27 protein-coding genes, 2 tRNA genes and 1 pseudogene are annotated in these 23,534 nt (G+C 74.6%); 18 read left to right on the top strand and 12 right to left on the bottom strand.

Going from position 1 to position 23,534, the window contains the following annotated elements; all coding sequences use genetic code 11:
• The first annotated feature begins 54 nt into the window (after nt 1-54).
• The 14 genes from BJF77_RS07740 to BJF77_RS07685 all read left to right on the top strand — a co-directional run bounded on the left by BJF77_RS07740 (nt 55) and on the right by BJF77_RS07685 (nt 10,263).
• The gene (locus BJF77_RS07740; protein WP_139318476.1) at nt 55-2,097 is read left to right on the top strand and encodes a DEAD/DEAH box helicase; all 2,043 of its coding nucleotides are present in this window, start codon (nt 55-57) and stop codon (nt 2,095-2,097) included.
• Entirely contained in the window at nt 2,013-3,611 is a 1,599-nt protein-coding gene (locus tag BJF77_RS07735) for a cell wall metabolism sensor histidine kinase WalK (protein WP_075871778.1), read from the top strand. Before BJF77_RS07740 ends, BJF77_RS07735 begins: the two co-directional genes overlap by 85 nt.
• Nucleotides 3,612-3,620: 9 nt before the next feature.
• Nucleotides 3,621-4,289, top strand: a complete 669-nt coding sequence (locus tag BJF77_RS07730) for a response regulator transcription factor (RefSeq protein ID WP_075871777.1) — start codon at nt 3,621-3,623, stop codon at nt 4,287-4,289.
• 144 nt (nt 4,290-4,433) lie between these two features.
• Entirely contained in the window at nt 4,434-5,036 is a 603-nt protein-coding gene (locus BJF77_RS19960) for a hypothetical protein (protein WP_139318475.1), read from the top strand.
• Nucleotides 4,964-5,470 carry a hypothetical protein gene (locus tag BJF77_RS19955; RefSeq protein ID WP_139318474.1) on the top strand — a complete coding sequence of 169 codons (507 nt, stop codon included), beginning with the start codon at nt 4,964-4,966 and terminating at the stop codon, nt 5,468-5,470. The genes BJF77_RS19960 and BJF77_RS19955 overlap by 73 nt, the downstream gene beginning before the upstream one ends.
• A 47-nt stretch (nt 5,471-5,517) precedes the next feature.
• On the top strand, nt 5,518-5,655 hold the full coding sequence (locus BJF77_RS20485; protein ID WP_158041202.1) for a hypothetical protein: 138 nt from the start codon (nt 5,518-5,520) through the stop codon (nt 5,653-5,655).
• A 102-nt stretch (nt 5,656-5,757) separates the two neighbouring features.
• A complete protein-coding gene (locus tag BJF77_RS07720; RefSeq protein ID WP_139318473.1) occupies nt 5,758-6,021 on the top strand; it encodes a hypothetical protein in 264 nt (87 codons plus the stop codon).
• Nucleotides 6,022-6,120: 99 nt separating this feature from the next.
• Nucleotides 6,121-6,192 (top strand) — tRNA-Thr (locus BJF77_RS07715).
• Nucleotides 6,193-6,253: 61 nt separating this feature from the next.
• Nucleotides 6,254-6,327, top strand: a tRNA-Met gene (locus BJF77_RS07710).
• Between the two features lie 225 nt (nt 6,328-6,552).
• The gene (locus BJF77_RS07705; protein WP_047803692.1) at nt 6,553-7,008 is read left to right on the top strand and encodes a MaoC family dehydratase N-terminal domain-containing protein; all 456 of its coding nucleotides are present in this window, start codon (nt 6,553-6,555) and stop codon (nt 7,006-7,008) included.
• The gene (locus BJF77_RS07700; protein WP_075871775.1) at nt 7,005-7,484 is read left to right on the top strand and encodes a MaoC family dehydratase; all 480 of its coding nucleotides are present in this window, start codon (nt 7,005-7,007) and stop codon (nt 7,482-7,484) included. The genes BJF77_RS07705 and BJF77_RS07700 overlap by 4 nt, the downstream gene beginning before the upstream one ends.
• On the top strand, nt 7,481-8,731 hold the full coding sequence (locus BJF77_RS07695; RefSeq protein ID WP_075871774.1) for an MFS transporter: 1,251 nt from the start codon (nt 7,481-7,483) through the stop codon (nt 8,729-8,731). The genes BJF77_RS07700 and BJF77_RS07695 overlap by 4 nt, the downstream gene beginning before the upstream one ends.
• A 10-nt stretch (nt 8,732-8,741) precedes the next feature.
• Nucleotides 8,742-9,857, top strand: coding sequence for a UDP-N-acetylmuramate dehydrogenase (locus BJF77_RS07690; RefSeq protein WP_075871773.1), 1,116 nt, complete (start codon nt 8,742-8,744; stop codon nt 9,855-9,857).
• A 10-nt stretch (nt 9,858-9,867) separates the two neighbouring features.
• Nucleotides 9,868-10,263 carry a PGPGW domain-containing protein gene (locus BJF77_RS07685; protein ID WP_047803688.1) on the top strand — a complete coding sequence of 132 codons (396 nt, stop codon included), beginning with the start codon at nt 9,868-9,870 and terminating at the stop codon, nt 10,261-10,263.
• Between the two features lie 13 nt (nt 10,264-10,276).
• On the opposite strand, the gene BJF77_RS22560 is transcribed toward BJF77_RS07685, so the two are convergent.
• From BJF77_RS22560 to BJF77_RS07640, 11 genes are all read right to left on the bottom strand, one after another.
• The gene (locus BJF77_RS22560) at nt 10,277-10,444 is read right to left on the bottom strand and encodes a hypothetical protein (RefSeq protein ID WP_369821374.1); all 168 of its coding nucleotides are present in this window, start codon (nt 10,442-10,444) and stop codon (nt 10,277-10,279) included.
• On the bottom strand, nt 10,441-10,656 hold the full coding sequence (locus tag BJF77_RS22555; RefSeq protein ID WP_369821373.1) for a GntR family transcriptional regulator: 216 nt from the start codon (nt 10,654-10,656) through the stop codon (nt 10,441-10,443). Before BJF77_RS22555 ends, BJF77_RS22560 begins: the two co-directional genes overlap by 4 nt.
• A gap of 2 nt (nt 10,657-10,658) precedes the next feature.
• On the bottom strand, nt 10,659-11,801 hold the full coding sequence (gene asd, locus BJF77_RS07675; protein ID WP_075871772.1) for an aspartate-semialdehyde dehydrogenase: 1,143 nt from the start codon (nt 11,799-11,801) through the stop codon (nt 10,659-10,661).
• Nucleotides 11,802-11,811: 10 nt separating this feature from the next.
• Entirely contained in the window at nt 11,812-12,204 is a 393-nt protein-coding gene (locus BJF77_RS07670) for a GNAT family N-acetyltransferase (protein WP_047803685.1), read from the bottom strand.
• A 69-nt stretch (nt 12,205-12,273) separates the two neighbouring features.
• Nucleotides 12,274-12,840: a dihydrofolate reductase gene (locus tag BJF77_RS07665; protein ID WP_075871771.1), complete on the bottom strand. Its 567-nt coding sequence runs from the start codon at nt 12,838-12,840 to the stop codon at nt 12,274-12,276.
• Nucleotides 12,837-13,691 (bottom strand): thymidylate synthase, encoded by an 855-nt coding sequence (locus BJF77_RS07660; RefSeq protein WP_047803683.1) that lies wholly within the window; start codon nt 13,689-13,691, stop codon nt 12,837-12,839. The genes BJF77_RS07665 and BJF77_RS07660 overlap by 4 nt, the downstream gene beginning before the upstream one ends.
• Nucleotides 13,692-13,722: 31 nt before the next feature.
• Complete coding sequence (locus BJF77_RS07655; protein WP_083665023.1) at nt 13,723-14,808, bottom strand: NUDIX hydrolase; 1,086 nt, start codon at nt 14,806-14,808, stop codon at nt 13,723-13,725.
• Between the two features lie 86 nt (nt 14,809-14,894).
• Nucleotides 14,895-17,192 carry an RNA degradosome polyphosphate kinase gene (locus tag BJF77_RS07650; protein ID WP_139318472.1) on the bottom strand — a complete coding sequence of 766 codons (2,298 nt, stop codon included), beginning with the start codon at nt 17,190-17,192 and terminating at the stop codon, nt 14,895-14,897.
• Nucleotides 17,193-17,248: 56 nt separating this feature from the next.
• Nucleotides 17,249-17,407, bottom strand: coding sequence for a GNAT family N-acetyltransferase (locus tag BJF77_RS21545; RefSeq protein WP_255396180.1), 159 nt, complete (start codon nt 17,405-17,407; stop codon nt 17,249-17,251).
• Complete coding sequence (mshD, locus tag BJF77_RS07645; RefSeq protein WP_255396178.1) at nt 17,404-18,183, bottom strand: mycothiol synthase; 780 nt, start codon at nt 18,181-18,183, stop codon at nt 17,404-17,406. Before mshD ends, BJF77_RS21545 begins: the two co-directional genes overlap by 4 nt.
• 53 nt (nt 18,184-18,236) lie before the next feature.
• Nucleotides 18,237-18,920: a response regulator transcription factor gene (locus BJF77_RS07640; protein ID WP_139318471.1), complete on the bottom strand. Its 684-nt coding sequence runs from the start codon at nt 18,918-18,920 to the stop codon at nt 18,237-18,239.
• Nucleotides 18,921-19,122: 202 nt separating this feature from the next.
• Here BJF77_RS07640 and BJF77_RS07635 point away from each other — a divergent pair, with 202 nt between their 5' ends.
• The 3 genes from BJF77_RS07635 to BJF77_RS07625 all read left to right on the top strand — a co-directional run bounded on the left by BJF77_RS07635 (nt 19,123) and on the right by BJF77_RS07625 (nt 21,548).
• Entirely contained in the window at nt 19,123-19,728 is a 606-nt protein-coding gene (locus BJF77_RS07635; protein WP_047803681.1) for a hypothetical protein, read from the top strand.
• Between the two features lie 117 nt (nt 19,729-19,845).
• Nucleotides 19,846-20,445 (top strand): FABP family protein, encoded by a 600-nt coding sequence (locus BJF77_RS07630; RefSeq protein ID WP_075871770.1) that lies wholly within the window; start codon nt 19,846-19,848, stop codon nt 20,443-20,445.
• A 5-nt stretch (nt 20,446-20,450) separates the two neighbouring features.
• Nucleotides 20,451-21,548, top strand: a complete 1,098-nt coding sequence (locus tag BJF77_RS07625) for a folate-binding protein YgfZ (RefSeq protein ID WP_075871769.1) — start codon at nt 20,451-20,453, stop codon at nt 21,546-21,548.
• A gap of 177 nt (nt 21,549-21,725) precedes the next feature.
• Here the strand turns inward: BJF77_RS07625 and BJF77_RS07620 are convergent, their stop codons facing one another.
• The gene (locus BJF77_RS07620) at nt 21,726-22,757 is read right to left on the bottom strand and encodes a 6-phosphofructokinase (RefSeq protein ID WP_047803678.1); all 1,032 of its coding nucleotides are present in this window, start codon (nt 22,755-22,757) and stop codon (nt 21,726-21,728) included.
• Between the two features lie 193 nt (nt 22,758-22,950).
• On the opposite strand from BJF77_RS07620, the pseudogene BJF77_RS07615 reads away from it, so the two are divergent.
• Nucleotides 22,951-23,534, top strand: a pseudogene (locus tag BJF77_RS07615) (polyphosphate kinase 2); the annotation flags it as partial.

The following is a 23,534-nucleotide window of genomic DNA, read 5'->3' as shown; positions in this document are numbered from 1 at the left end:
ACGCCCCTGGGAACGCTCCCGGGCCGCCACCCGCACAGAACGAGGCACCGCCCCATGACCACCGACACCTCCACCGCGCCCGGCACCGCCGAGGAGCGCACCACCACCTTCGCCGAGCTGGGCATCGACCCCCGCGTGCTCGCCACCCTCGACGAGGTCGGCTACGAGAACCCCACCCCCATCCAGGCCGCGACCATCCCGGCGCTGCTGGCGGGCAAGGACGTCGTGGGCCTCGCCCAGACCGGCACCGGCAAGACCGCGGCCTTCGCGGTGCCCGCCCTGTCCCGGCTCGCCGAGCTCTCCGACGTCAACGGCGTCTCCCGCGACACCCAGGTGCTCGTGCTCGCCCCGACCCGCGAGCTCGCCCTCCAGGTCGGCGAGGCGTTCTCCTCCTACGCCGGCCACCTCGAGGACTTCACCGTCCTGCCGGTCTACGGCGGCTCCCCCTACGGCCCGCAGCTGGCCGGTCTGCGCCGCGGCGCCCAGGTGGTCGTCGGCACGCCCGGCCGCGTGATCGACCACCTCAAGAAGGGCTCCCTGGACCTGTCCCACCTGCAGTACGTGGTCCTCGACGAGGCCGACGAGATGCTGCGGATGGGCTTCGCGGAGGACGTCGAGGAGATCCTGTCCCAGACGCCGGTCGAGAAGCAGGTCGCGCTGTTCTCCGCGACCATGCCCCCGGCCATCCGCAAGATCGCCAAGCAGTACCTGCGCGACCCGCAGGAGATCGCGGTCAAGGGCAAGACCACCACGGGCACCAACACCCGGCAGCGCTACCTGCAGGTCATGGGCTCGCACAAGATGGAGGCCATGACCCGCATCCTCGAGGTCGGGGACTACGACGGCGTCATCGTCTTCGTGCGCACCAAGGCCGCCACCGAGGAGGTCGCCGACCGGCTCAAGGCCCGCGGCTACGCCGCCGCCGCCATCAACGGCGACATCCCGCAGAACATGCGCGAGCGCACCGTGGAAGCCCTGCGCGAGGGCAAGATCGACATCCTCGTGGCCACGGACGTCGCCGCCCGCGGCCTCGACGTCGAGCGCATCTCCCTCGTGGTCAACTACGACATCCCCCACGACACCGAGTCCTACGTGCACCGGATCGGCCGCACCGGCCGCGCCGGGCGCTCCGGCGAGGCGATCCTGTTCATGACCCCGCGGGAGAAGTACCTGCTGCGGGCCATCGAGAAGGCCACCCGCCAGCCGGTGGAGCTCATGCGCATGCCCTCCACCGAGGACGTCAACCGCACCCGCAAGGACAAGTTCGCCCAGCAGATCACTGACACCATGGAGTCCGAGGACCTCGGCCAGTTCCGCGAGCTCGTCGAGCAGTACCAGGCCGAGCACGACGTCGACGCCGTGGAGATCGCCGCCGCGATCGCCGTGATGGCCCAGGACGGGCGGCCCTTCTTCGTGGAGGAGCTGCCCGAGCCGCCGCAGCGCAGCCGGGACCGCGAGCGCCCGGGCCGCGACGGCGACGACCGGCCGCGGCGCGAGCCGCGCACCGAGAAGGGCATGGCCACGTACCGGCTGGCCGTGGGCCACCGCCACCGCGTGTCCCCGGGCTCCGTGGTGGGCGCGCTCACCAACGAGGGCGGCCTGAGCGGCGAGCAGATCGGGGCGATCGACATCCGCTCCACGCACACCCTCGTGGGCCTGCCCGAGAACCTGTCCGCCTCCACCCTGGACCGGCTCTCCCGCACCCGCATCAACGGCGAGCTCATCCAGCTCGAGGCCGACCGCGGCCCGGGCGCCGGCGGCCGGGCCCGGCCGCGGAGCACCTCCTCCTACCAGGACCGCCCCCGCCGCGGCGGCCCCCGGGGCGGGGAGTCCCGCGGCAGCTACCAGGGGCGCAAGCCGGGTACTCGGCCGGGGAGCGCGACGGCGACCGGCCGCACCGCAAGCCGCGCCACAAGAACTACTGAGCCGGACGGCGGCACCCCGGTGCCGCCGGGTGAGGGTGGGCCGGACGGCCCACCCTCTTCCCAGCTCCCGGGGCTAGACTTCCGCGCATGGCGGTCGCGCGCTGGGGGAGGCTGCGGACGGAGCTGCGTTCCGTCCGCACCAGGGTGCTCGCCACGACCCTGGCCGTCCTGACCGTGGCGCTGCTCGCGGTGGGCGGCCTGACCCACTACCTGCGGCTCGTGGACCTCGACGAGTCGGTGCAGCGCGAGCTGGTCCAGGAGGCCGGGGAGCTGCAGAGGCTGGCCGAGCGCGGCCCCCTGCGACCGGGGGCGCCCCTCTCCGACGACCTGGACGCCCGCTCCGAGGAACGGTTCACCGACCTCCGCCGGCTCTTCTACTCCTTCATGACCACCACGGTCCCGGGCCAGTACGAGAGCGTGCTGGCGGTGATCGACGGGGAGCCGGTCTTCGAGCACGCGGACCGGTCCCGGTTCGAGCTCGACGACCCCGGCACGCTCGCCGCGGTTGCCGACCACGCCCTCCCGGGGCAGACCGTGGTCTTCGACGTCGAGCAGAACGGGCGGCAGCTGCGCCTGGGCGTCATCTCGGTGCTCCTCGACGCGGACCCCCGCCAGGGCTACCTCGTGGTGGGCGTCGACATGGGGGCCCAGCGGGCGATCATCCTCGACTCGCTGTGGCGCTACCTCGGCGTCTCCGCCCTCACCGTGGGCGTCACCGGCCTGGTGGCCTACGTCCTGGTCGGGCGGGTCACCGCCCCGATCACCCGGCTGCGCCGGGCCACCGCGCAGATCAGCCCCGACGACCTCGGACAGCGCGTGCCCGTGGCGCAGAACGACTCGGACGTGGGCCGGCTCGCCGAGAACTTCAACGGCATGCTCGACCGGATCGAGGCGGCCTTCGTCCAGCAGCGCCAGTTCCTCGACGACGCCGCCCACGAGCTGCGCACCCCGCTGACGATCCTGCACGGCAACCTCGAGCTGATGGACGAGCAGGACCCGGCGGACGTGGAGGAGACCCGGGCGCTCCTGCTGGACGAGATCGAGCGGATGAACCGGCTCGTGGAGGACCTGCTCCTGCTGGCCACGGCCCAGCGGACGGACTTCATCCGCCCCGGCACCCTCGACGTGCCCGTGTGGCTGGAGCGGACCCTCGAGCGGCTGCGCGCACTGGGCGACCGGCGGTGGATCCTGGAGTCCCGGGCCGAGGGGCGGATCCTGGCCGACGGGCAGCGGCTGACCCAGGCCGTGGTCCAGCTCGCGGCCAACGCGGTCAAGTTCACCGGCCCGGGGGAGTCCGTGGCCCTCGGAGCGGCCTGGGCGCCGGAACCGGCCGGCCCCGGCACCGGCACACCGGGGCGGCATCTCGAGGTGTGGGTCCGGGACACCGGCGTGGGCGTGGCGCCGGAGGACCAGCAGCGGATCTTCGAGCGCTTCGGCCGCGCCGAGTCCGGGCGCACCGTGGAGGGCTCCGGGCTCGGCCTCGCCATCGTCGCGGCCATCGCCCAGGGCCACGGCGGGACCGTGACCCTGCGCTCGAGCCCCGGGCAGGGAGCCACCTTCACCCTCCGGCTGCCCGACTCCCGGCCCGCCGCCCCTGCCGCCCCTGCGGCCCCCGCCGGGGGCTCCTCCACGGGCGCCCCCTCCGCGGACACCTCCCCGCCGGCGCGAACCGGCCTCAGGGCCTAGGGGCACCCGGTGGTGAGCATCCTCATCGCCGAGGACGAGGAACGGATCTCCCGCTTCGTCCAGAAGGGCCTGCGCGCCGCCGGCTACACCACCACCGTGGTGGAGGACGGGCGCAGCGCCCTCGACTACGCCAGCACGGGGGAGTTCGACCTGCTCGTCCTCGACGTCGGCCTGCCCGGCATGGACGGGTTCACCGTGCTCTCGGCGCTGCGCGCCATGGGCAGCTCGTTGCCGGTGATCATGTGCACGGCCCGCGACTCCGTGGCGGACACGGTGGCGGGCCTGGACCGGGGGGCCGACGACTACCTCGCCAAACCGTTCCGCTTCCAGGAGCTGCTCGCCCGCGTCCGGGCCCGGCTGCGGGACCGTCCCGCGGACCGGCCCGCCCCGGAGCGGCTGAGCTACGGGGGCCTGGCCCTGGACCTGGACACGCGGTGCGCGGTGGTCGAGGGCCGGGAGATCGAGCTCTCCGCCCGTGAGTTCGCCATGGCCCGGGCCTTCCTCGAGAACCCGGGCCGGGTGCTCACCCGCGACCAGCTGCTGACCAAGGTCTGGGGCTACGACTTCGCCGGATCGTCCAACGTGGTCGACGTCTACGTCCGGCACCTGCGCACCAAGCTCGGCGCGGAGCGCATCGTGACCGTGCGCGGGGCCGGTTACCGCCTGGCCCTCCTCTGAGCGGGCCCGGGGCCGCCCGGGCCGCACCGGGGCCGTCGATGAAAGCCCTCTCATCGACGCCTCATGTCCCCGTCATGTCCGGGGACCACACTCGACGGCGGAGGAACCACGCCGGACCGTCCGGGCCTCCGCGAGGAGGACGCGATGCGCGACGACGACCTGCGGCTGGTGCTGTACTCGCACGACCGCGGGGGACAGGGCCACGCCCGGCGGAACCTGGCACTGGCCGGGGCCCTCGCCCGGCAGCTGCCGGTGCTGACCGGGCGCCGGGCGGCGGGCGTGCTGCTGACCGGTGCCGACGTCGCCGCCTCCGGCGCCTGGCCCGAGGGGTTCGACCAGGTGGTCCTGCCCGGGGGCGGGCAGGACGCCGACGGGCGCGTCCCCGACGGGCCGGCCGTGTCCGCCGCGCGCGTGCGCTCCGAGATGGTGGACGCCGTGCTCACCGACGTCCGCCCGCACCTGGTCGTGGTGGACGGCCGGCCCTGGGGACCGGACCGGGAGCTGCTGGAGCCGCTGCTGAGGCTGCGCGCCGGCTCTCCCGGAACGGTCGTCGTCCTGGGCCTGCCGGAGGTGCTCGGCGAGTCCTGGGCCGCGGCCCCGAGTGGGTCGCCCCCGAGGACGTCGGCCTGCTGCAGGAGGCGTACGACCAGATCTGGGTCTACGGCGACCCCGCCGTGCACGACCCCCTGTCCACCGGCGAGATCCCCGCCGCGCTCGCCGGCCTGGTCCGCTGCACCGGCTACCTGACGGCGGGCGCCGCCCCCGGACGGCGCACCGCCGGCGGCGGCGCGCCCCACGTCCTGACCCTGGCGGGCACCGGGCCCGAGGGCTCCCGGCTGGCTCTCGCGGCTGCCCGCACCCGGGTCCCGCACGGTCACCGCCACGTGCTGGTCACCGGGCCGGGGATGCCCGCGGAGCACGCCGACCGGGTGCGCGCGGCCGCCGTGCCCGGCACGCTCGTCCTGACCGGCCTGACCGGCCTGACCGGCCTGCCCGGCCTGCCGGACGCGCTCGCCGAGGTCGCGGACGCGGCCGCCGTCGTGTCCTCGGGCGGCTACGGCCCGGTCGCGGAGATCCTCGGCACGGACGCCCCCGCGCTCGTGGTGCCCCAGGCAGGCGCCGGGCCGGAGCAGCTGGCCCGGGCCCGGGCTTTCCAGGGCACGGCGCGGTCGACGTCCTGACCCCGGACTCCCTGACCGGCGCCGCGCTCGGCGGATGGCTGCACCGCGTGGTCGGCACGGTGCGGCCGCGCGGGCACCTCGCCCTCGACGGGCTGCGCGTGGCGCCCGCCCTCGCCGCGTGCCTGCTGCCCGGGCCGTGCCCCGAGGACAGCTCCGAGCTCGTGCTCGCCGGGCTGAACGCCTGACGGCGGCCTCCGGTGCCCGACCCCGTCCCGCCCGGGTCCCCGGCACGGGGCGGGACACGGGCGCTCCGGGCGGCGGTGTCGCTCGGGCTCGTCGGAGGGACGGTGCTGCTGCTGTGGCACGTGCTCAGCGGTCCGGACGGGACGGAGGTCGTGCGGGACGGCGTCTCCGTCGGCGGCACCCCCACGCCGTCGTCCCTGTCCGTGCCGGTCGACCCCGCACCGCCGGCGCAGCTGCCCCTGCCGGTCCGGCCCGCGCCGCCCGGTCCCGGCCGGGACGACGGCGGCGGCGTGGGCCCCGGCACGTTCCGCGCCCCGCCGCAGGGCTCCCCGGCGCCGCCGGAGGACGGTGCGGGACCACCCCCGTAGGGGGCCGCGGGCCGGGGAAGCAGCTGCCGGCCGAGCGCCCGGCGGGGGCCTGCGGCGATTTTTGTTTTGCCGAAACGTGCTGGTAGAGTCTTCGTCGTTGCCCCGATAGCTCAGTGGTAGAGCGCCATCTTGGTAAGATGGAGGTCCCGGGATCGATTCCCGGTCGGGGCTCTCGTGATGAGATCCCGTGGGCACGGCCACCAGGCCGTGCGCCACGGTTTCCCATCTACCTGGCGGTGTAGCTCAGCTGGTTAGAGCGCACGACTCATAATCGTGAGGTCGACGGATCGAGCCCGTCCACCGCTACGGCGAAAAGCCCGTGACCCTTCCCGGTCACGGGCTTTTGTCGTGCCGCACCGGCGGATTCCCGCCCGGGCCCCCCGGCGCCGGCCCGGCGCCGGGCCGGCCCTCCGCCGGGGAGCCCACCGGCCGGAACGCGCCCGGACGGTGGGCCACGACGGCGAGGAGCCCCGCCGTAGACTGGGCGGGTTCCTGCCGCTCCAGCGCGGCGCCGTCCAGCGAGGAGCTGCCATGCCCCTGAACCCCGATCTGGTCGGGCGGACCTATCCGCCGACCGAGACCTACAGCGTCGGCCGCGAGGCGATCCGCGAGTTCGCCCGCGCCGTCCAGGCCGGCCACCCCGCCCACCACGACGTCGAGGCCGCCCGGTCGCTCGGGCACGCCGATCTCGTGGCGCCCCCCACGTTCGCGATCGTCGTCGCCCAGCGCGCCGACGCCGCGCTCATCGCCGACCCCGAGGCCGGCATCGACTTCTCGCGCGTGGTCCACGCCGACCAGCGCTTCACCCACCACCGCCCGATCGTCGCCGGCGACGAGCTCGTGGCCGAGCTGCACGTGGACCAGGTCCGGGCCATGGGCGCGGGCGCCATGGTGACGTCCCGGGCCGAGATCCGCACCGCGGACGGCGAGCAGGTCGCCACCACCGTGTCGTCCCTGCTGGTGCGCGGAGAGGAGCAGGACGCATGAGCATCGCCTTCGACGACCTCGAGAAGGGCCAGGAGATCGGGCAGCGCCGCATCGAGCTCTCCCGCGCGGACCTGGTCCGCTACGCCGGCGCCTCCGGGGACCTCAACCCCATCCACTGGAACGAGCAGTTCGCCCGGGCCGTGGACCTGCCCGACGTCATCGCCCACGGGATGCTCACCATGGGGGCGGCCGTGCAGCTCGTCACCGACTGGGCCGGCGACCCCGGCGCCGTCGTCGACTACCAGACCCGCTTCACCAAGCCGGTCGTGGTGCCCAACCGCTTCGGGACCGCGGTCGAGGCCTCCACCGCGCTCACGGTCAGCGGGCGGATCGGGGCGCTCGACGCCGCCGCCCGCACCGCGCGCGTCGACCTCACCGTGACCGCCCCCGACCTCGCCGCGCCGGACGCCGACCCGGCGACCGCCGCGCAGCTCAAGGTGCTGGTGAAGGCCCAAGCCGTGGTGCAGCTGGCATGAGGTCCTGGCGGGACGCGGTCCTCGCCGTCTACCTCGCCTCGGGGCTGGCGCTCTCGGCCTGGCTGACCCGCCTGCCCGCCATCGCCGACGGACTCGGGCTCTCGCCCGCCGGGCTGGGGGCGCTGCTGCTCACCCAGACGGTGGCGGCCTTCGTGTCCGTGTCGCTGTCCGGGGTCACGGTGGCGCGGCTGGGCCCGGCCCGCGCCCTGCGCCTCACCTCCGCCCTCGTCGCGGCCGGGCTCGTGCTCATCGGCGCCGGCGCCTCCGCGGCCGGGTCCCTGCCCGTGGCCACGGCCGGCTTCCTGCTCTTCGGCACCGGCCTGGCCACCTGGAACGTGGCCGCCAACGTCGAGGGCGTGGCCTGCGAGAGCGCGCTCGGCCGCACGATCATGCCGGTCATGCACGCGTTCTTCTCGGTCGGCACCGTGCTCGGCGCGGGGATCGGCGCCGGCGCCGCGGCCCTCGGGGTGCCGGTGGCCTGGCACACGGGGGTCATGGCCGTGGTGGTCCTGGCGCTCGTCCGCACGGCGGTGCGCTCCTTCCAGGGGGAGGACCCCCGCGCCCGGCCGGAGCCGCGCACCGACACCGGGTCCCTGGACCTCGAGGCCGTCGCCGCCGCGTCCCCGCGCACGCACGGGGTGCGCGGCGCGTGGCGCACCCCGCGCAACCTCGTGGTCGGGCTCTTCGTGCTGGGCGTGGCCCTCGCCGAGGGCGCGGCCAACGACTGGGTGGCGCTCGCCCTGACCCAGGGCTACGGCACCTCCGAGGCGCTCGGCGCCCTGGGCTACGGGATCTTCGTGACCGCGATGACCGCCGGCCGGCTCGCCGGGACCCCGCTGCTCGACCGGTTCGGGCGGGTGACGATCCTCCGGGCGGCGGGCACCCTGGCCGCGGCGGGCCTCGGCGTGTTCGTGCTCTCCCCGTGGCTGGGGCTCGGGCTGGCGGGACTGTTCGTGTGGGGCCTGGGGGTCTCCCTCGGCTTCCCGGTCGGCATGTCCGCCGCCGCGGACGACACCGAGAACGCGGCCGCCAACGTCTCGGTCGTCTCGACCATCGGCTACGGCGCCTTCCTCGGCGGCCCGCCGCTGCTGGGCCTGCTCGGCGACGCGGTCGGGGTGCGCCCGGCGCTGGGCGCCGTGGCGCTGTTCGTCGTCGTCTCCCTGCTCCTGGTCCCCGCCCTGCGCCCGGCGACCCCCTCCGCGCCGCCGCGGGCCGTCGGCGCCGGCTCGCCCCGGGACGGCCGATAAACTGGGTGCCATGACGACCCCTCACCTCGCAGACCTCACCACCGCCGCCGTCGGCGGTCCCGCCCGGCACTACGTGCGGGCGGAGACCGAGCGGGCGGTCGTGGAGGCCGTGGCGGAGGCCGACGCCGCCGGGCGGGCCGTGCTCGTGGTCGGCGGCGGCTCCAACCTCATCACGGCCGACGCCGGGTACGCGGGCACCGTGGTGCACGTGGCCTCCCGGGGCGTGCAGGTCGTGGCGGAGGACGCCGCCAGCGTGCTCCTGGAGGTCCAGGCCGGGCACTCCTGGGACGAGTTCGTGGCGCAGGCCGTGGCCGAGGAGCTGGTGGGCGTCGAGGCGCTCTCCGGCATCCCGGGCACCACCGGCGCCACCCCGGTGCAGAACGTGGGCGCCTACGGCCAGGAGGTCGCCCAGACCGTGGAGCTCGTGCGCGCCTGGGACCGGCACGAGCGCCGGGTGCGGGAGTTCGGCCCGGCCGAGCTGGCGTTCGCCTACCGCGACTCGGCGCTCAAGCGCAGCACCGTGGACGGCTCGCCCCGCCACGTGGTCCTCGCCGTGCGCTTCCGGCTCGCGCGCGGGACGGACAGCGCCCCCGTCCGCTACGGCGAGCTCGCCCGCCGGCTGGGCGTCGAGGTGGGGGAGCGGGCCCCGCTGGCGCGGGTCCGCGAGACGGTCCTGGCCCTGCGGGCCGGCAAGGGCATGGTGCTCGACCCCGCCGACCGGGACACGTACAGCACCGGCTCGTTCTTCACCAACCCGATCCTCCCCGCGGCCGCGCTCGGGGACCGGCTGCCCGCCGACGCCCCCCGGTTCCCCGTGGTGGACGCCGCCGGGCACCCGCTGGAGGACCGGGTCAAGCTCTCGGCCGCCTGGCTCATCGACCACGCCGGCTTCGGCAAGGGCTTCGGGCTGCCCGGGACGCGCAACGAGGTGCTGGACCTCGACGGCGCCGCGGTCGCCGGGGGCCGGGCCTCGCTCTCCACCAAGCACACGCTCGCGCTGACCAACCGCGGGGACGCCTCCGCGGCCGACCTCATGGCCCTGGCCCGCACCGTGCGCGACGGCGTGGCCTCGGTCTACGGGGTCGACCTGGTCGCGGAGCCCGTCATCGTGGGCACCGGGGTCTGAGGCGGCCGCGGTGAGCAGCCTCGAGGACGAGATCGCCCAGGGGGAGGACTCCGAGGGCCGGGTGCGCCGGACGCTGGGCCGGGTGCGCACCTGGGCCCGGGGCCACCCGCTGATCTTCGTCGCCTACAAGACCGTCGTGACGGTCCTCGGCGGGGTGTTCGTGCTGGCCGGGCTGGTCATGCTCGTCGCCCCGGGACCGGGGTGGCTGGCGATCTTCCTGGGCCTGGGCATCTGGAGCACCGAGTACCACTGGGCGCACCGGCTCAACGTGTGGGCCAAGGGGCAGGTCATGCGCTGGTGGCGGTGGTGGCTGGCCCGCACCGCGGAGGGCCGGCACCGCCGGGCGCTGACCGGCCCGGCCGGGCTGGTGCCGGGGCCGCGTCACCTGCGCAGTCCCGGGGCCTGAGCCCGGCCGGGGCTCAGCCGGACCGGCGCAGCTGCGCGGCGACGAGCTCCAGGGCCCGTGCGGACGGGATCCCGAGCCCGGCGACCGTCTCGGCGTAGCGGCGGGCGGCCTCGACGGCCAGCTCCTCGCCGCGGTCCCCGGCGCGCACGAAGCTGCCCAGGCGGCCGCGGGTCTCGATCACGCCGGCGGACTCCAGCTCCCGGTAGCCTTGGCCACGGTGTTCGTCGCGAGACCGAGCGCCTCGGCGAGCCGGCGCACCGGCGGGAGCCGGGTGCCCGCCGGGAGCGTGCCGTCCTCCCGGCCCCGCAGCACCGCCTGCCGCAGCTGCTCGTAGGGCGGGCGCGGATCGGCCGGATCGACGGCCAGCCCCGCGGGCACCCCGGTCCCGGCCACGGCTAGAGGGTGCCGGTGGCGATGCGCAGCATGCGGCGCAGCGGCTCGGCCGCGCCCCACAGCAGCTGGTCGCCGATCGTGAAGGCGCTGATGTACTCCGGGCCCATGGCGAGCTTGCGGATCCGGCCCACGGGGATCTGCAGCGTCCCGGAGGTCGCCACGGGGGTCAGGGCCCGCATCGTGTCCTCCTTCGTGTTGGGCACCACGGTGGCCCACTCGTTGTCGGCGTCGATGATCCGCTCGATCTCCTCCACCGGCAGGTCCTCCCGCAGCTTGAGCGTCAGGGCCTGGGAGTGCGAGCGCATCGTGGCGATGCGCACGCACAGCCCGTCCATGGGCACCCAGTCCTGGGCGAAGCGGTCCGTGCGGCCGAGGATCTTGTTCGTCTCGGCCGCGGACTTCCACTCCTCACGGGACTGCCCGTTGCCGAGGTCGGCGTCGATCCAGGGGATCAGGGAGCCGGAGAGGGGCGCGCCGAACATCGAGCTGTCCAGGGCGTCGCCGCGCTGGGTCTCGAGAACCCCGCGGTCGATCTCCAGGATCGCGGAGGCGGGGTCGGCGAGCTGGTCGGCCACGGCGCCGTGCAGGGCCCCGAACTGCGTGAGCACCTCGCGCATGTGCCGGGCCCCGCCGCCGGAGGCCGCCTGGTAGGTCATGGACGTGGCCCACTCGACGAGGTCGTTGCGGAACAGCCCGCCCAGGCCCACGAGCAGGCAGGAGACCGTGCAGTTGCCGCCCACGAAGTCCTTCACGCCGGCCTCGAGGCCCCGGTCGATGACGTCGCGGTTGACCGGGTCCAGCACGATGATGGCGTCGTCGTTCATCCGCAGGGTCGAGGCGGCGTCGATCCACAGCCCGTCCCATCCGCCGGCGCGCAGCTCGCCGTGCACGGCCTTGGTGTAGTCCCCGCCCTGGGCGGTGACGATCACCGGGAGCGAGGCCAGGCACTCGAGGTCGTAGGCGTCCTGCAGCACCCCGGCGTCCCCGGCGAACGAGGGAGCGGGCCGGCCGGCGCTCGAGGTGGAGAAGAACACCGGGGTGATGCCGGCGAAGTCACCCTCCTCCTGCATGCGCTGCATGAGCACGGAGCCCACCATGCCCCGCCAGCCGACGAACCCTACCTGATCACCCGAGCGAAAAGTCATGGCCCCCAGTCTAGTGGGAGCGGTGCAGGGCCCAGCGACGCCGCTTCTCCTTGACCGCCGGGGCGGGGGGCAGCGCACTGCCGGCGGCGATGAGGTCCTGGTACTGGGGGAAGCGGTGCAGGTAGTCCTGGACGTAGGTGCACGTCGGGCGCACGGTGGTCCCCTGGGCCCGGAAGCGCTCCAGGAGCAGCGTGACGAGGGTGCGGGCGTAGCCCTGGCGGCCGAACTGCTCGGCGATGATCGTGTGCTGCAGCTCGACCGTGCCGTCCTCGTGCCTCTGGAAGCCCTCGAAGCCGATGAACTGCTCCCCGTTCCACAGCTCGTAGCGGTCGAGGTCCGCGTTCTCCACGACGCGCAGCTGCTCGTCGTCGCGGATCGCCGGGTCGGGGTGCGGTGCGGTCACGGTCGTCCTCCTGGTCGTGGTGCGGTTCACGCTACCGGAGCGCCGGGACGGACGGAACAGGCCCGCGGCTCAGGTACGGGTGCGCCGGTCGATCCGGTAGCCGAGCCCGGTGCGGGAGACGGAGGGTCCCACGACCGGCTCCGTGGTCCACCCGTCGCCGAGCACGGGGGCGTGCGTGTCCCCCTCCACGGCGAGGTCGATGACCGTCACGAGCGCCTCCGTCACGGGGTCCCGGGGGTCGGCCAGGGCCTGCCGGTAGACCTCCCCGCCGCCGATCACCCAGATCCGCTCCGCGCCGGGGCTGCTCCGCGCCAGCGCGACGGCCTCGGGGTAGGACCGCGCGGTGCGCACGGTGCCGTCGCCGCCGCCGGGGACCACCCGCTCCGGGGCGGAGGTGATCACGATGTTGGTGCGCCCGGGCAGGGGACGGAAGCGCTCGGGGAACGACTCCCAGGTGCGCCGGCCCATGATCACGGGGTGGCCGGTGGTCGTGCGCCGGAAGAAGGCCAGGTCCTCCGGCAGGGACCAGGGCATCGTGCCGCCGCGGCCGATGACGCCCTCGGCGGTCTGCGCCCAGATCGCCCCGACGGTCCCCGCGGGGGCCTGCGGCACGTCCGGTCCGGGGCGGGCGCTCATACGGCCACCGGCGCCGGGATCGCAGGGTGGTGGCGGTAGTCGAGGACCTCGAAGTCCTCGTAGGCGTAGTCGAACAGGGAGCCGGGCCGCCGGGTCAGCCGCAGCCTTGGATAGGGGAAGGGCGTGCGGGAGAGCTGCTCGCGGACCTGCTCCACGTGGTTGTCGTAGACGTGGCAGTCCCCGCCGGTCCAGACGAACTCGCCGGGCACCAGGCCGGTCTGCTGGGCCACCATGACGGTGAGGAGGGCGTAGGAGGCGATGTTGAACGGCACGCCCAGGAACATGTCCGCCGAGCGCTGGTAGAGCTGGCACGAGAGCCGCCCCGGCCCGTCCTCGGCGGGCTCCACGTAGAACTGGAAGAGGGCGTGGCACGGCGGCAGCGCCATCTCGTCCACCTCGGCAGGGTTCCACGCCGTCACCACGTGCCGGCGGGAGTCCGGGTTCGTGCGGATCTGCTCCACGACCTTCGCGATCTGGTCGATCGAGCCGCCGCCGGGGGTGGGCCAGGAGCGCCACTGCACCCCGTAGACGGGCCCGAGGTCCCCGTTCTCGTCGGCCCACTCGTCCCAGATGGACACGCCGCGCTCCTGCAGCCAGCGCACGTTCGAGTCCCCGCGCAGGAACCACAGCAGCTCCAGCGCCAGGGAACGGAAGTGCACCCGCTTGGTGGTCAGCAGCGGGAACGAGTCCGCGAGGTCGAAGCGGATCTGGCGGCCGAAGACGCTGCGGGTCCCGGTGCCCGTGCGGTCCGGCTTGTGCACGCCCGTCTCGAGGACCTCGCGCAGGAGGTCCTCGTACGGGGTCGGCACGGGCTCGGACCCGGGCGTGGGCACGGGGGAGGGGGAGGTCATGCGGGGCTCCTCGGGCAGGGAGGCGGAAGGGTCAGTCGTCGAAGGGCTTCACGAGCTCCACGGAGACCACCCGCCGGCGGTGCCGGCGGGAGATCTGGAGCACGATCATCTCGCCCGGGGTCAGGTACGGGTCCTTGGCGGGCAGCTGCCCGGCGAGCTCGGGGGTCATGTGCCGGGCGAGCACCTTGAGGACGGTCGGCAGCACCGGGCGGTGGGTGCACAGCGCGGCGGGGACGTCCTTGTCGAACAGGGTCTGCACCACGGCGGCGGCCTTCTTGGGGTGGCGCTTGTGGGACGCCTCGGTCAGCTGGGGCCGCTCCCGCACGGTGATCCCGGCCTTGCGGGCGTAGGGCACCACGGTGGACAGGCAGCGCAGCCAGGGTGAGGTGACGATCCGCTCGGGTGACCACGCCCGCAGGAGCCGGGTCACGGCCAGCGCCTGCCGCTTCCCGGTCGCGGCCAGCGGCCGGTCGCCCTCCGCCCGGGACCACGACGAGCGCGGCTTGGCCTTGGCGTGGCGCACCACGATCGCCGGACGGGTGGCGAGGTCGCCGCGGGCGTGCAGGTCCACGAGCGCGGCCAGGGGCTCGAGGTCGGAGGGGTTGGTGAGCATCCGGGCCGCCGTCCGGGGGTCCACCCAGCGGACCTCGTCGACCTCGCGCCCGTCGGGCACGGGGCGGGCACCGGGGCCGAACTCCGCCGCCCAGTAGCGCACGTCCTTCACGCCGTCCTTGACGTCGTAGCGGATCGTGGGCAGCGGGACGCCCAGGCGCGGGAGCAGGCCGATCTCCTCGCCCACCTCCCGGTGGGCGGTCTCGGGCAGGGTCTCGCCGGCGTCCTGCTTGCCCTTCGGGAAGGACCAGTCGTCGTAGCGGGGGCGGTGGATGAGGAGGACCTCCACCCCGGTGCCCGCCCGGCGCCAGCACAGGCACCCCGCCGCCAGCACGTCGGCGGGGCGCGCGGACGTCCCGCCGCCCCGCGGAGCGGCCCGCCCGGCGGTCCTCTCGGCGGTCTCCTCCGGGGTCCTCCCGTCGGACGCCCCGGTGGCCTTTTCAGTGGTCTTCCCGGTGACCTTTCCGGTGGTCCTCGGAGCGGTGTTCTCGGCGGTCCTGGGCATGGTCCCTCTCTCGTCCCGTGTCCGTGGTGCACCGCCGCGCCCCGGCCCGGGGTCGTCGGGTGGCACCTCCACGATGGTACCGGTGCTCAGATCGTGGGGCGGCCCAGGGCCCGGCTGCGCAGGAGGTGCTCCTGGACGTCCACCAGCGGGCGCCCCTCGGCGTCCCGGTGGTGACGGGTCCAGACCCCGTCCGCGCCCAGGTGCCAGCTGCTCGTGGCGTCCGAGGCGTACCGGGCGAGCAGCCGCACCAGGGACTCGGCCTGCTGCGGGTCCGTGATCCGCACGAGGGTCTCCACCCGGCGGTCCAGGTTGCGGTGCATCATGTCCGCCGAGCCGATGTAGACCAGCGGCTCCCCCGCGTTGCAGAACGCGAAGACCCGCGAGTGCTCCAGGAACCGGCCCAGCACCGAGCGGACCCGGATGTTCTCGCTCAGCCCCGGCACCCCCGGGCGCAGCGCGCAGATCCCGCGCACCACCACGTCCACGGGCACCCCGGCCTGGGACGCCCGGTAGAGGGCGTCGATGACGGCCTCGTCGACGATCGAGTTGCACTTGACCTGGATCCGGGCCTTCCGCCCGGCCCGGTGGTGGCGGATCTCGGCCTCGACCAGGTCGATGAGCCCGGAGCGCACCGAGCGGGGGGCGACCAGGAGGCGCTGGAAGGTGGTCTTCGGGGCGTAGCCGGAGAGCTGGTTGAACAGCCGTGAGACGTCCTCGCCGACCTCCGGGTCGCAGGTGAGCAGGCCCAGGTCCTCGTAGAAGCGCGCGGTGGAGGGGTGGTAGTTGCCGGTGCCGATGTGCACGTAGCGGCGCAGCCCCTGGTCGTCCTGGCGCACCACGAGGGAGAGCTTGCAGTGGGTCTTCAGGCCCACGATGCCGTAGACCACGTGCACCCCGGCCTGCTCGAGCTTGCGGGCCCAGGAGATGTTCGCCTGCTCGTCGAAGCGGGCCTTGATCTCCACCAGCGCCAGGACCTGCTTGCCGGCCTCGGCGGCGTCGATGAGCGCGTCCACGATCGGGGAGTCCCCGGAGGTGCGGTACAGGGTCTGCTTGATCGCCTGGACCTTCGGGTCCGCGGCGGCCTGCTCCAGGAAGGCCTGCACGCTGGTGGCGAAGGAGTCGTAGGGGTGGTGCAGCAGCACGTCCCGGGACCGGGTCGCGGCGAAGACGTCGGCGGCCTTGGCGGTCTCCGCGGCGTTGAGGTAGCGGGAGGTGTGCGCCACGTGGCGGGGATAGTGCAGCTCCGGGCGGTCCACACCGGCGATGACCCCCAGCCCGCGCAGGTCCAGCGGGGCGGGCAGGCGGTAGATCTCGGACTCGTCGATGCCGAGCTCGGAGACGAGCAGCTCGAGGACCTCCGCGCTGATGCTGTCCGTGACCTCCAGGCGCACCGCCGGGCCGAAGCGGCGGCGCAGCAGCTCCTTCTCCAGGGCCTGCAGCAGGTTCTCGGCGTCGTCCTCCTCGACCTCCAGGTCCTCGTTGCGGGTCACCCGGAACACCTGGTGCTCCTCGACCTCCATCCCGGGGAACAGGTCGTCCAGGTGCTGGGCGATGACGTCCTCGAGCGGGATGAAGCGGGCCTGACCGTGCGGGGTGCGGGCCGCGCCCGGCGCGTCCACCGAGAGCAGCCGGGGCAGCTGGTCCGGGACCTTGACGCGGGCGAACAGCCGCTTGCCCGACTGCGGGTTGCGGACCATCACGGCCAGGTTGAGGCTGAGCCCGGAGATGTAGGGGAACGGGTGGGCCGGGTCCACCGCCAGCGGCGTGAGGATCGGGAAGACCTTGCGGCGGAAGTCCCGGGTGAGCCGCTCCCGGGTGGGGTCGTCGAGGTCCTCCCACCCGATGAGGTGGATGTCCTCCCGGGCCAGCTCGGGGCGGACCAGGTCGTGGAAGGCCCGCGCGTGGCGCTCCTGCAGCTCGTGGGCGCGCACCGCGATGGTGGCCATCTGCTCCGCGGGGGAGTGCCCCGAGGCCGCGGGCCGCGCGATGCCCGTGGCGATGCGCCGCTTGAGACCGGCGACCCGGACCATGAAGAACTCGTCCAGGTTGGAGGCCACGATGGACAGGAAGTGCACCCGCTCCAGCAGGAACAGGTCCGGGTCCTCCGCCAGCTCCAGGACCCGGGTGTTGAAGGCGATCCAGCTCGCCTCCCGGTCGAGGAAGCGCTCGGGCCCGTGCGAGCCCTCCAGCACCTGCCGGGCGGCGGGCACGGGGTCGTCGATCCGGTCGCGGTCCCCGTGCCCGCGGGCGGCGTCGGCCAGCTCGGCGGTGTGGGCCAGCTCGGCGGCGCCGTCCGCGGACGGCGCCGCCGGCTCCGCCTCCGGGGATGCGGCCGGGTGCGGGGCCGGCGCGGGCTGCGGGGCGTCCTGCTGGTGCGTGGTCATGGTGATCCTGTCTGGTGGAGCCGGTGCGGGACCGGGCCGGTGCGCGGGCGGATGGGTCAGGCGGGGGCGTCGCGGGCGTACATCACGTCGAGGTGCCAGGGCCGGAAGCCCAGGCGCTCGTACAGCCGCAGCGCCGCGGTGTTGTCGCCGTCCACGTAGAGCATGACCTCGCCCAGACCCTGCCGGGCGAGGTGGTTGACCCCCGCGGCGGTCAGGGCCCGGCCCAGGCCGGTGCCTGGTGCTCGGGGGCGACGCCCACGGCGTAGACCTCGCCCAGGGCGGGGCGCTCGCCGTCCCCGGGGTGGACCTTGGTCCAGTGGAAGCCGGCCACGGTGCCCGGCTCCCCGGACCGGACCGCCAGCAGGAACCCCGCCGGGTCGAACCAGGGCTCGGCCTCCCGCTGCCGGAGGTCCTCGAGGGTCATCCGGCCCTGCTCGGGGTGGCCGGCGAACGCGGCCGCGTTGACGCGCAGCCACTCGTCCTCGTCCCGGCCGGGCTCGAAGGCCCGCAGCCGGTAGCCGGCGGGCATCGCCTCGGGCAGGGGCAGGTCGGGCGCGCCGCCCAGCGGGCGGAGCAGGCGGTGCAGGTCGCGCACCGGCACCAGTCCGTGCCGGGCGGCCAGCGCCGCCGCGCCGGGGTGGCCGCCGTGGGCCCACGCCCGGACCGCGTCCGCGGTCTCCTCGGCCAGGACCGCGGCCAGCACCGCCCCGATCCCGCCGCGGCGGTGCCCGGGGTCCACCACGAGCTCCACGAGCGCGGCGGCGTCGTCGGGCTCGCGGACACGGACCGCCGCCCCGAGCAGCTCCCCGCCGGAGGCCCGTGCGAGGACCGTGCGCACCCGCCCGCCGGGTGCGCTCCGCAGGTCCACGAGCGTCTGGTCGGAGAACGGCGGGTCGCCGTCCGCGGCCTCGGCCCGGGAGGCGAGGCCCGTGATCTCCTCGACCGGGGCGACGGCCGGGCGGTCGAGCTCGTACGGCACGGACTGGGGCATCTGGACCTCCTGCGGAACGGGGCGGCGGAACGGACCGGCCGGTGGGCCGGTGCTCAGTGCTCCCGGCTCCGGCTCGTGGCGAAGCTGTAGCCCACGTTACGCACCGTGGTGATCAGGTGCTCGTGGTCGGCGCCCAGCTTGGCCCGCAGCCGCCGCACGTGCACGTCCACGGTGCGGGTGCCGCCGTAGTAGTCGTAGCCCCAGACCTCGCTCAGCAGCTGCGCGCGGGTGAAGACCCGTCCGGAGTGCTGGGCCAGGAACTTCAGCAGCTCGAACTCCTTGTAGGTCAGGTTCAGCGGCTGACCGTTGACGTGGGCGGAATAGGCGGCGTCGTCGATGACCACCGAGCCCGCGCGGATCCGGGTGTCGTCCTCGGGCGCCTCGGCCGTGCGGGAGGAGGCCAGGCGCAGCCGGGCCTCGACCTCCGCCGGGCCGGCGGTGTCGAGCACCACGTCGTCGACCATCCAGTTCGCGGCCACCGCGGCCATCCCGCCCTCCGTGAGGACCATCAGCAGCGGTGCCGCCAGGCCCTTCGTGGTGAGCAGCTGGGCGAGGTTGCGCGCGGTGATCAGGTCGGTGCGCCCGTCCAGCAGCACCACGTCGGGGTGGCGGCCGTCGAGGCTGCCCGAGACGGTGCGGGTCGGGGCGACCGTCACCCGGTGGTTGAGCAGGTCGAGGGCCGGCAGCACCGATGCCGAGGGACCGTCCGCGTCGGTCAGCATCAGGATCTGGAACACTCGTGCTTCTCCACTCTGGCGTACGGGCTGAGCTGTCAGTATAAGTCGGCGCCGGTCCCCGCCCGCGCGACCCGGCCCCGACGCGGGGCGCCGCGCGCCCCGGCCCCCTCTCCCGGCCAGCCGCTATCGTTGCTCGTGTCCGCCCGGTCGCGCCGGTCCGGGCGCCGGCCCCGACCCTCGACAGTGCAGGAATCCGATCGCCATGAGATACGCCATGATCGCCGCGTGCAGCGTGCTCAGCCTGGCGGCGGCCCTGGCCGCGGTCGTGGTCGCCGGTCCCGCGCCGCTGCTCCTGGCCGCCGGGATGTCCCTGGTGATCGGCTTCGGCTGGCCCGCCGCCACCGGCATCGCCGCCCGGCACCGGCACAACGTGATCATGAGCGCCGCCGGCGTCGTGGCCGCGCTGCTCGTCCAGACCCTGCCCGGTCAGCAGCTCGTGTGGCTGCCCGCGGTCGTGGGGGTGGCCCTGGTGACCGTGTTCGCGGCGGAGCTGGTGCGCGGCGAGGGCGCCGAGCACCGGCTGGAGTCCACGATCGCCTCCACGGCGGGGGTGCTCGCCACGGTCAGCTCCTCCGGTTGGATCGCCCTGGCCAGCGACTACCGGGCGACCGGCCCGGACCCCGTGCAACTGGTGGTGGTCGGCGCCGTGGTCGCCGCGCTCGTGGCCGTCGTGGGCGCCCGGGTCATCTCGTCTGCCCCGAAGCGCTCGCCGAAGCGGGGGGTGGTGGCCCTCGGCGTGACCCCCGTGGCGTTCCTCGGCGTGGGGGCCCTGTTCACGGCCCGCCTGGTGAGCACCGTGGTAGCTTAGGGACCATGCTTGCACTCGAGATCTTCTACCTGGTCCTGCTGGGCATCTCCGGTCTGTTCATCGCCGGGATCTCCCTCAAGGTGATCCTCGGCCTGTTCAAGGGACAGCACTAGTTCCGTGCCGATCGAGATCCCCTCGGATCTGACTCCCGAGCTCGTCCCGTTCGCCTGGCTGCTGGGCGCCTGGGAGGGCGACGGCTTCATGGGCTACGGCGAGGTCGAGCAGCGGCCCTTCCGGCAGCGCGTGACCTTCGAGCAGAACGGCCTGCCGTTCCTCGAGTACCGGGCCGAGACCACGCTCCTCGACGAGGAGGGGCAGCCCATGCGCCCGGCCACCGTGGAGCAGGGCTTCTGGCAGCTCGACCGCACCCTGGAGGACGGCGACGTCGGCCCCGGGATGCTCCCGCCGGACCTCGTGCCGGTGCTCAAGGGCGCCGAGGACGTCGAACGGCTGCGCAACGGCGACGGCGGCTTCGACGTCCTGGTGACCCTCACGCACCCCGGTGGCATCGCCGAGCTCTACGTGGGCCAGATCAAGGGGCCCCGCATCGACCTCGCCACGGACGCCGTCGTGCGCGCCCGGGGCGCCAAGCAGTACAGCTCCTCGACCCGGATGTACGGTCTGGTCCACGGCGACCTGTTCTGGGCCTGGGACATGGCCGCCTTCGGCGAGCCGCTGGCCACGCACGCCTCCGCCCAGCTCAAGAAGGTCGGCTGATCCCCGTGACCGCCTACCGCTCGCCCCTGCTCGGACGCCCGGGCGCCGTCGAGGCCGAGGGCCTGGACCGTGGGGTCGCCGCCCACTACGGCGACCCGCTGCGCGAGCAGCGCGCCCTGGTGCGCACCCCCGGCACCGTGGTCGACCTCTCCCAGAAGGGCGTCGTCACCGTCACCGGTCCGGACCGCCTCAGCTGGCTGACCACGCTCTCCTCGCAGGTGCTCACCGGGCTCGCCCCGGGCGGCAGCGCCGAGACCCTCTTCCTCTCCGTGCAGGGGCGCGTCGAGACCGCGCCGCACGTCGTGGACGACGGCACCAGCACGTGGCTGATCACCGAGGCCGACGAGACCGCCCCGCTGGTCGCGTGGCTGGAGTCCATGCGCTTCGCGCTGCGCGTGGAGGTGGCCGACCGCTCCGGCGAGTGGGCCGTGCTCGGCGCCTCCGCTCCCGTGCCCGCGCTGGGCGACGGGCCGGCCTGGCGCGACCCCTGGCCCGGGGTCGCCCCGGGCGGATGGAGCTACGCGGCCCTCGACGGTCCGCACCCGGGGGAGGAGCGCACCTGGTGGGAGCACCTGGTGCCCCGCGCCGAGCTGCACGCCCTGACCCGCGAGCTGCCCCTCGCCGGCGCGTGGGCGGCCGAGGCGCTGCGGATCGCCGCCTGGCGCCCGCGCTGGGGGGCCGAGACGGACGAGCGGACGATCCCGCACGAACTCGACCTCCTGCGCACCGCCGTGCACCTGCAGAAGGGCTGCTACAAGGGGCAGGAGACCGTGGCCCGCGTGCACAACCTGGGCCACCCGCCCCGGCGGCTCGTGCTGCTCGACCTCGACGGCTCCGAGCACACGCTGCCCTCCCCGGGCGCCGAGGTCCTCGCGGGCGAGCGGACCGTCGGCCGGGTCACCTCCGTGCAGCTGCACCACGAGCAGGGCCCCATCGCGCTGGCCGTGCTCAAGCGCACCGCCGACCCCGAGGCCCGGCTCCTCGTCACCGACGGCGAGCAGCGCTGGGCCGCCGCCCAGCAGGTCGTGGTCCAGCCCGACGCCGGCCAGGTGGTCGGGCGGCAGTCCGGCTTCCTCCGCGGCCCCCGGGGCGAGCGCCCCTAGCACGGATTCCGCAGGGTGGTGCCGGACGGCCCCCGGCAGGCCCTCCGGAGTCCCGGTGCGCACCGCCGGACCGCGGGGGCGGCGCCGGTGCGTGTCCCGTCCGGGCCCTGGCGGGCCGGAGAACGCCCCGGTCCGCAGGTCCGAGACCCGCAGCGGCGCGCCCTCCGGCCGGCGGCCTCAACGGCCGAAGAGGACCCGGGCCTCGTCCCAGCGGTGCTGGGGCACGGTCTTGAGCCCGGCCAGGGCCTCGCCGAAGGGCACCCGGACCATGTCGGTGCCGCGGATGGCGACCATCTGGCCCCAGCCCTTGTCGGTGACCAGGTCCACGGCGGCCAGCCCGAAGCGGGTGGCCAGGACCCGGTCGAAGCCGGTGGGGGCCCCGCCGCGCTGGATGTGGCCCAGGATCGTGTTGCGGGTCTCGATCCCGGTGGCGGCCTCGATCTGCTCGGTGACGTACTCCCCGACCCCGCCCAGCCGGGGCCGTCCGGAGGCCTCGGTGCCCTTGCCGGCGAGCACGTCGCCGTGGCCCTCGGGGATGAAGCCCTCGGCCACGACCACCAGCGGGGAGCGGCCGCGCTCGTGCACCTCGGTGACCCAGGCGCAGACCTGCTCCATGGACACCGACTGCTCGGGGATCAGCACCGCGTGCGCCCCGGCGGACATCCCCGAGTGCAGGGCGATCCACCCGACGTGGCGGCCCATGACCTCGGCGACCATGCAGCGGTGGTGGGACTCCCCGGTGGTGCGCAGCCGGTCCATCGCGTCGGTGGCGATCTGCACGGCGGTGTCGAAGCCGAAGGTGTAGTCGGTGGCCTGCAGGTCGTTGTCGATGGTCTTGGGCACCCCCACCACCGGCAGCCCGGCCTCGGCCAGACGCTTCGCCCCGGCCAGGGTGCCCTCCCCGCCGATGGCCACGATCGCGTCGATGTGGTGGCGTTCGAGCATCACGGCGATCTTCTCCGGCCCGCCGCCGGGACCGTCGTAGGGGTTGGTGCGGGAGGTGCCCAGGATGGTGCCGCCCTCCCGGGCCAGCCCCCGCACCCGGGTGCGGGGCAGGTCCATGATGTCGCCCTCCACCACCCCGCGCCAGCCGTCGCGGAAGCCCACGAACTCGTGGCCGTGGCTCTTGATCCCGTGCAGCACCGCCGCCCGGATCACCGCGTTGAGCCCGGGGCAGTCCCCGCCGCTGGTCAGCAGTCCGATCTTCATCCGTACAGTCTCCTCCGGGTCGGCGGCGTGCGAGTCGGCCGGACGTGCACCGGCTCGACCAGTCTAGTGAACGGGCTCCGCGGCGGGGCCGCGGCGGGCCGGGCGGTCCGGGCCCCCGGGCTGCGGGACCGGGCCTAGACTGCGGGGAAAGGGGTCGGACGGGCCCGGAAGGAGGTCTGCGGTGAACGAGGACATGGAACCGGTCCGGGAGAACCTGCGGGAGTTCATCGACAAGCTGGTCGATCAGGGCTACACGGTGCGGGACGGGCAGTCGCCGGACCCGGACCTGATCGACCCGGGGGGCTCGGCGGTGCAGACCTGGCGGGAGGACTACCCCTACGAGGAGCGGCTGGACCGGGAGGAGTACGAGCTGGAGAAGTACCGGCTGCAGATCGAGCTGCTGAAGTTCCAGTACTGGGGCCAGGACCACGACCTCAAGCACGTCATCGTGTTCGAGGGCCGCGACGCGGCCGGCAAGGGCGGGACGATCAAGCGCTTCACCGAGCACCTGAACCCGCGCGCGGCCCGGGTGGTGGCCCTCACCAAGCCCTCCGACCGGGAGCGGGGGCAGTGGTACTTCCAGCGCTACATCGGCCACCTGCCCACCGCCGGGGAGATCGTGATGTTCGACCGCTCCTGGTACAACCGGGCCAACGTGGAGCGGGTGATGGGCTTCTGCTCGGACGCGGAGTACGAGGACTTCATGGTCCAGGCCCCGGTGTTCGAGAAGATGCTGGTGGAGTCGGGCATCCACCTGACCAAGTTCTGGTTCTCGGT

The sequence above is a fragment of the Kocuria sp. CNJ-770 genome (genome assembly GCF_001942375.1).
GTDB lineage: Bacteria > Actinomycetota > Actinomycetes > Actinomycetales > Micrococcaceae > Kocuria > Kocuria oceani.
This window is presented reverse-complemented; position numbering and strand designations above follow the sequence as displayed.

Excerpts from the sequence above, each read along its gene's own strand:
- asd (WP_075871772.1), bottom strand. The coding sequence starts at position 11,801 with ATGACTTTTCGCTCGGGTGATCAGGTAGGGTTCGTCGGCTGGCGGGGC.
- BJF77_RS07735 (WP_075871778.1), top strand. The coding sequence starts at position 2,013 with ATGGCGGTCGCGCGCTGGGGGAGGCTGCGGACGGAGCTGCGTTCCGTC.
- BJF77_RS19960 (WP_139318475.1), top strand. The coding sequence starts at position 4,434 with ATGCGCGACGACGACCTGCGGCTGGTGCTGTACTCGCACGACCGCGGG.
- BJF77_RS07650 (WP_139318472.1), bottom strand. The coding sequence starts at position 17,192 with ATGACCACGCACCAGCAGGACGCCCCGCAGCCCGCGCCGGCCCCGCAC.
- BJF77_RS07655 (WP_083665023.1), bottom strand. The coding sequence starts at position 14,808 with ATGCCCAGGACCGCCGAGAACACCGCTCCGAGGACCACCGGAAAGGTC.
- mshD (WP_255396178.1), bottom strand. The coding sequence starts at position 18,183 with ATGCCCCAGTCCGTGCCGTACGAGCTCGACCGCCCGGCCGTCGCCCCG.
- BJF77_RS07660 (WP_047803683.1), bottom strand. The coding sequence starts at position 13,691 with ATGACCTCCCCCTCCCCCGTGCCCACGCCCGGGTCCGAGCCCGTGCCG.
- BJF77_RS07635 (WP_047803681.1), top strand. The coding sequence starts at position 19,123 with ATGAGATACGCCATGATCGCCGCGTGCAGCGTGCTCAGCCTGGCGGCG.
- BJF77_RS07620 (WP_047803678.1), bottom strand. The coding sequence starts at position 22,757 with ATGAAGATCGGACTGCTGACCAGCGGCGGGGACTGCCCCGGGCTCAAC.
- BJF77_RS07740 (WP_139318476.1), top strand. The coding sequence starts at position 55 with ATGACCACCGACACCTCCACCGCGCCCGGCACCGCCGAGGAGCGCACC.
- BJF77_RS07700 (WP_075871775.1), top strand. The coding sequence starts at position 7,005 with ATGAGCATCGCCTTCGACGACCTCGAGAAGGGCCAGGAGATCGGGCAG.
- BJF77_RS07695 (WP_075871774.1), top strand. The coding sequence starts at position 7,481 with ATGAGGTCCTGGCGGGACGCGGTCCTCGCCGTCTACCTCGCCTCGGGG.
- BJF77_RS07705 (WP_047803692.1), top strand. The coding sequence starts at position 6,553 with ATGCCCCTGAACCCCGATCTGGTCGGGCGGACCTATCCGCCGACCGAG.
- BJF77_RS07665 (WP_075871771.1), bottom strand. The coding sequence starts at position 12,840 with ATGAGCGCCCGCCCCGGACCGGACGTGCCGCAGGCCCCCGCGGGGACC.
- BJF77_RS07690 (WP_075871773.1), top strand. The coding sequence starts at position 8,742 with ATGACGACCCCTCACCTCGCAGACCTCACCACCGCCGCCGTCGGCGGT.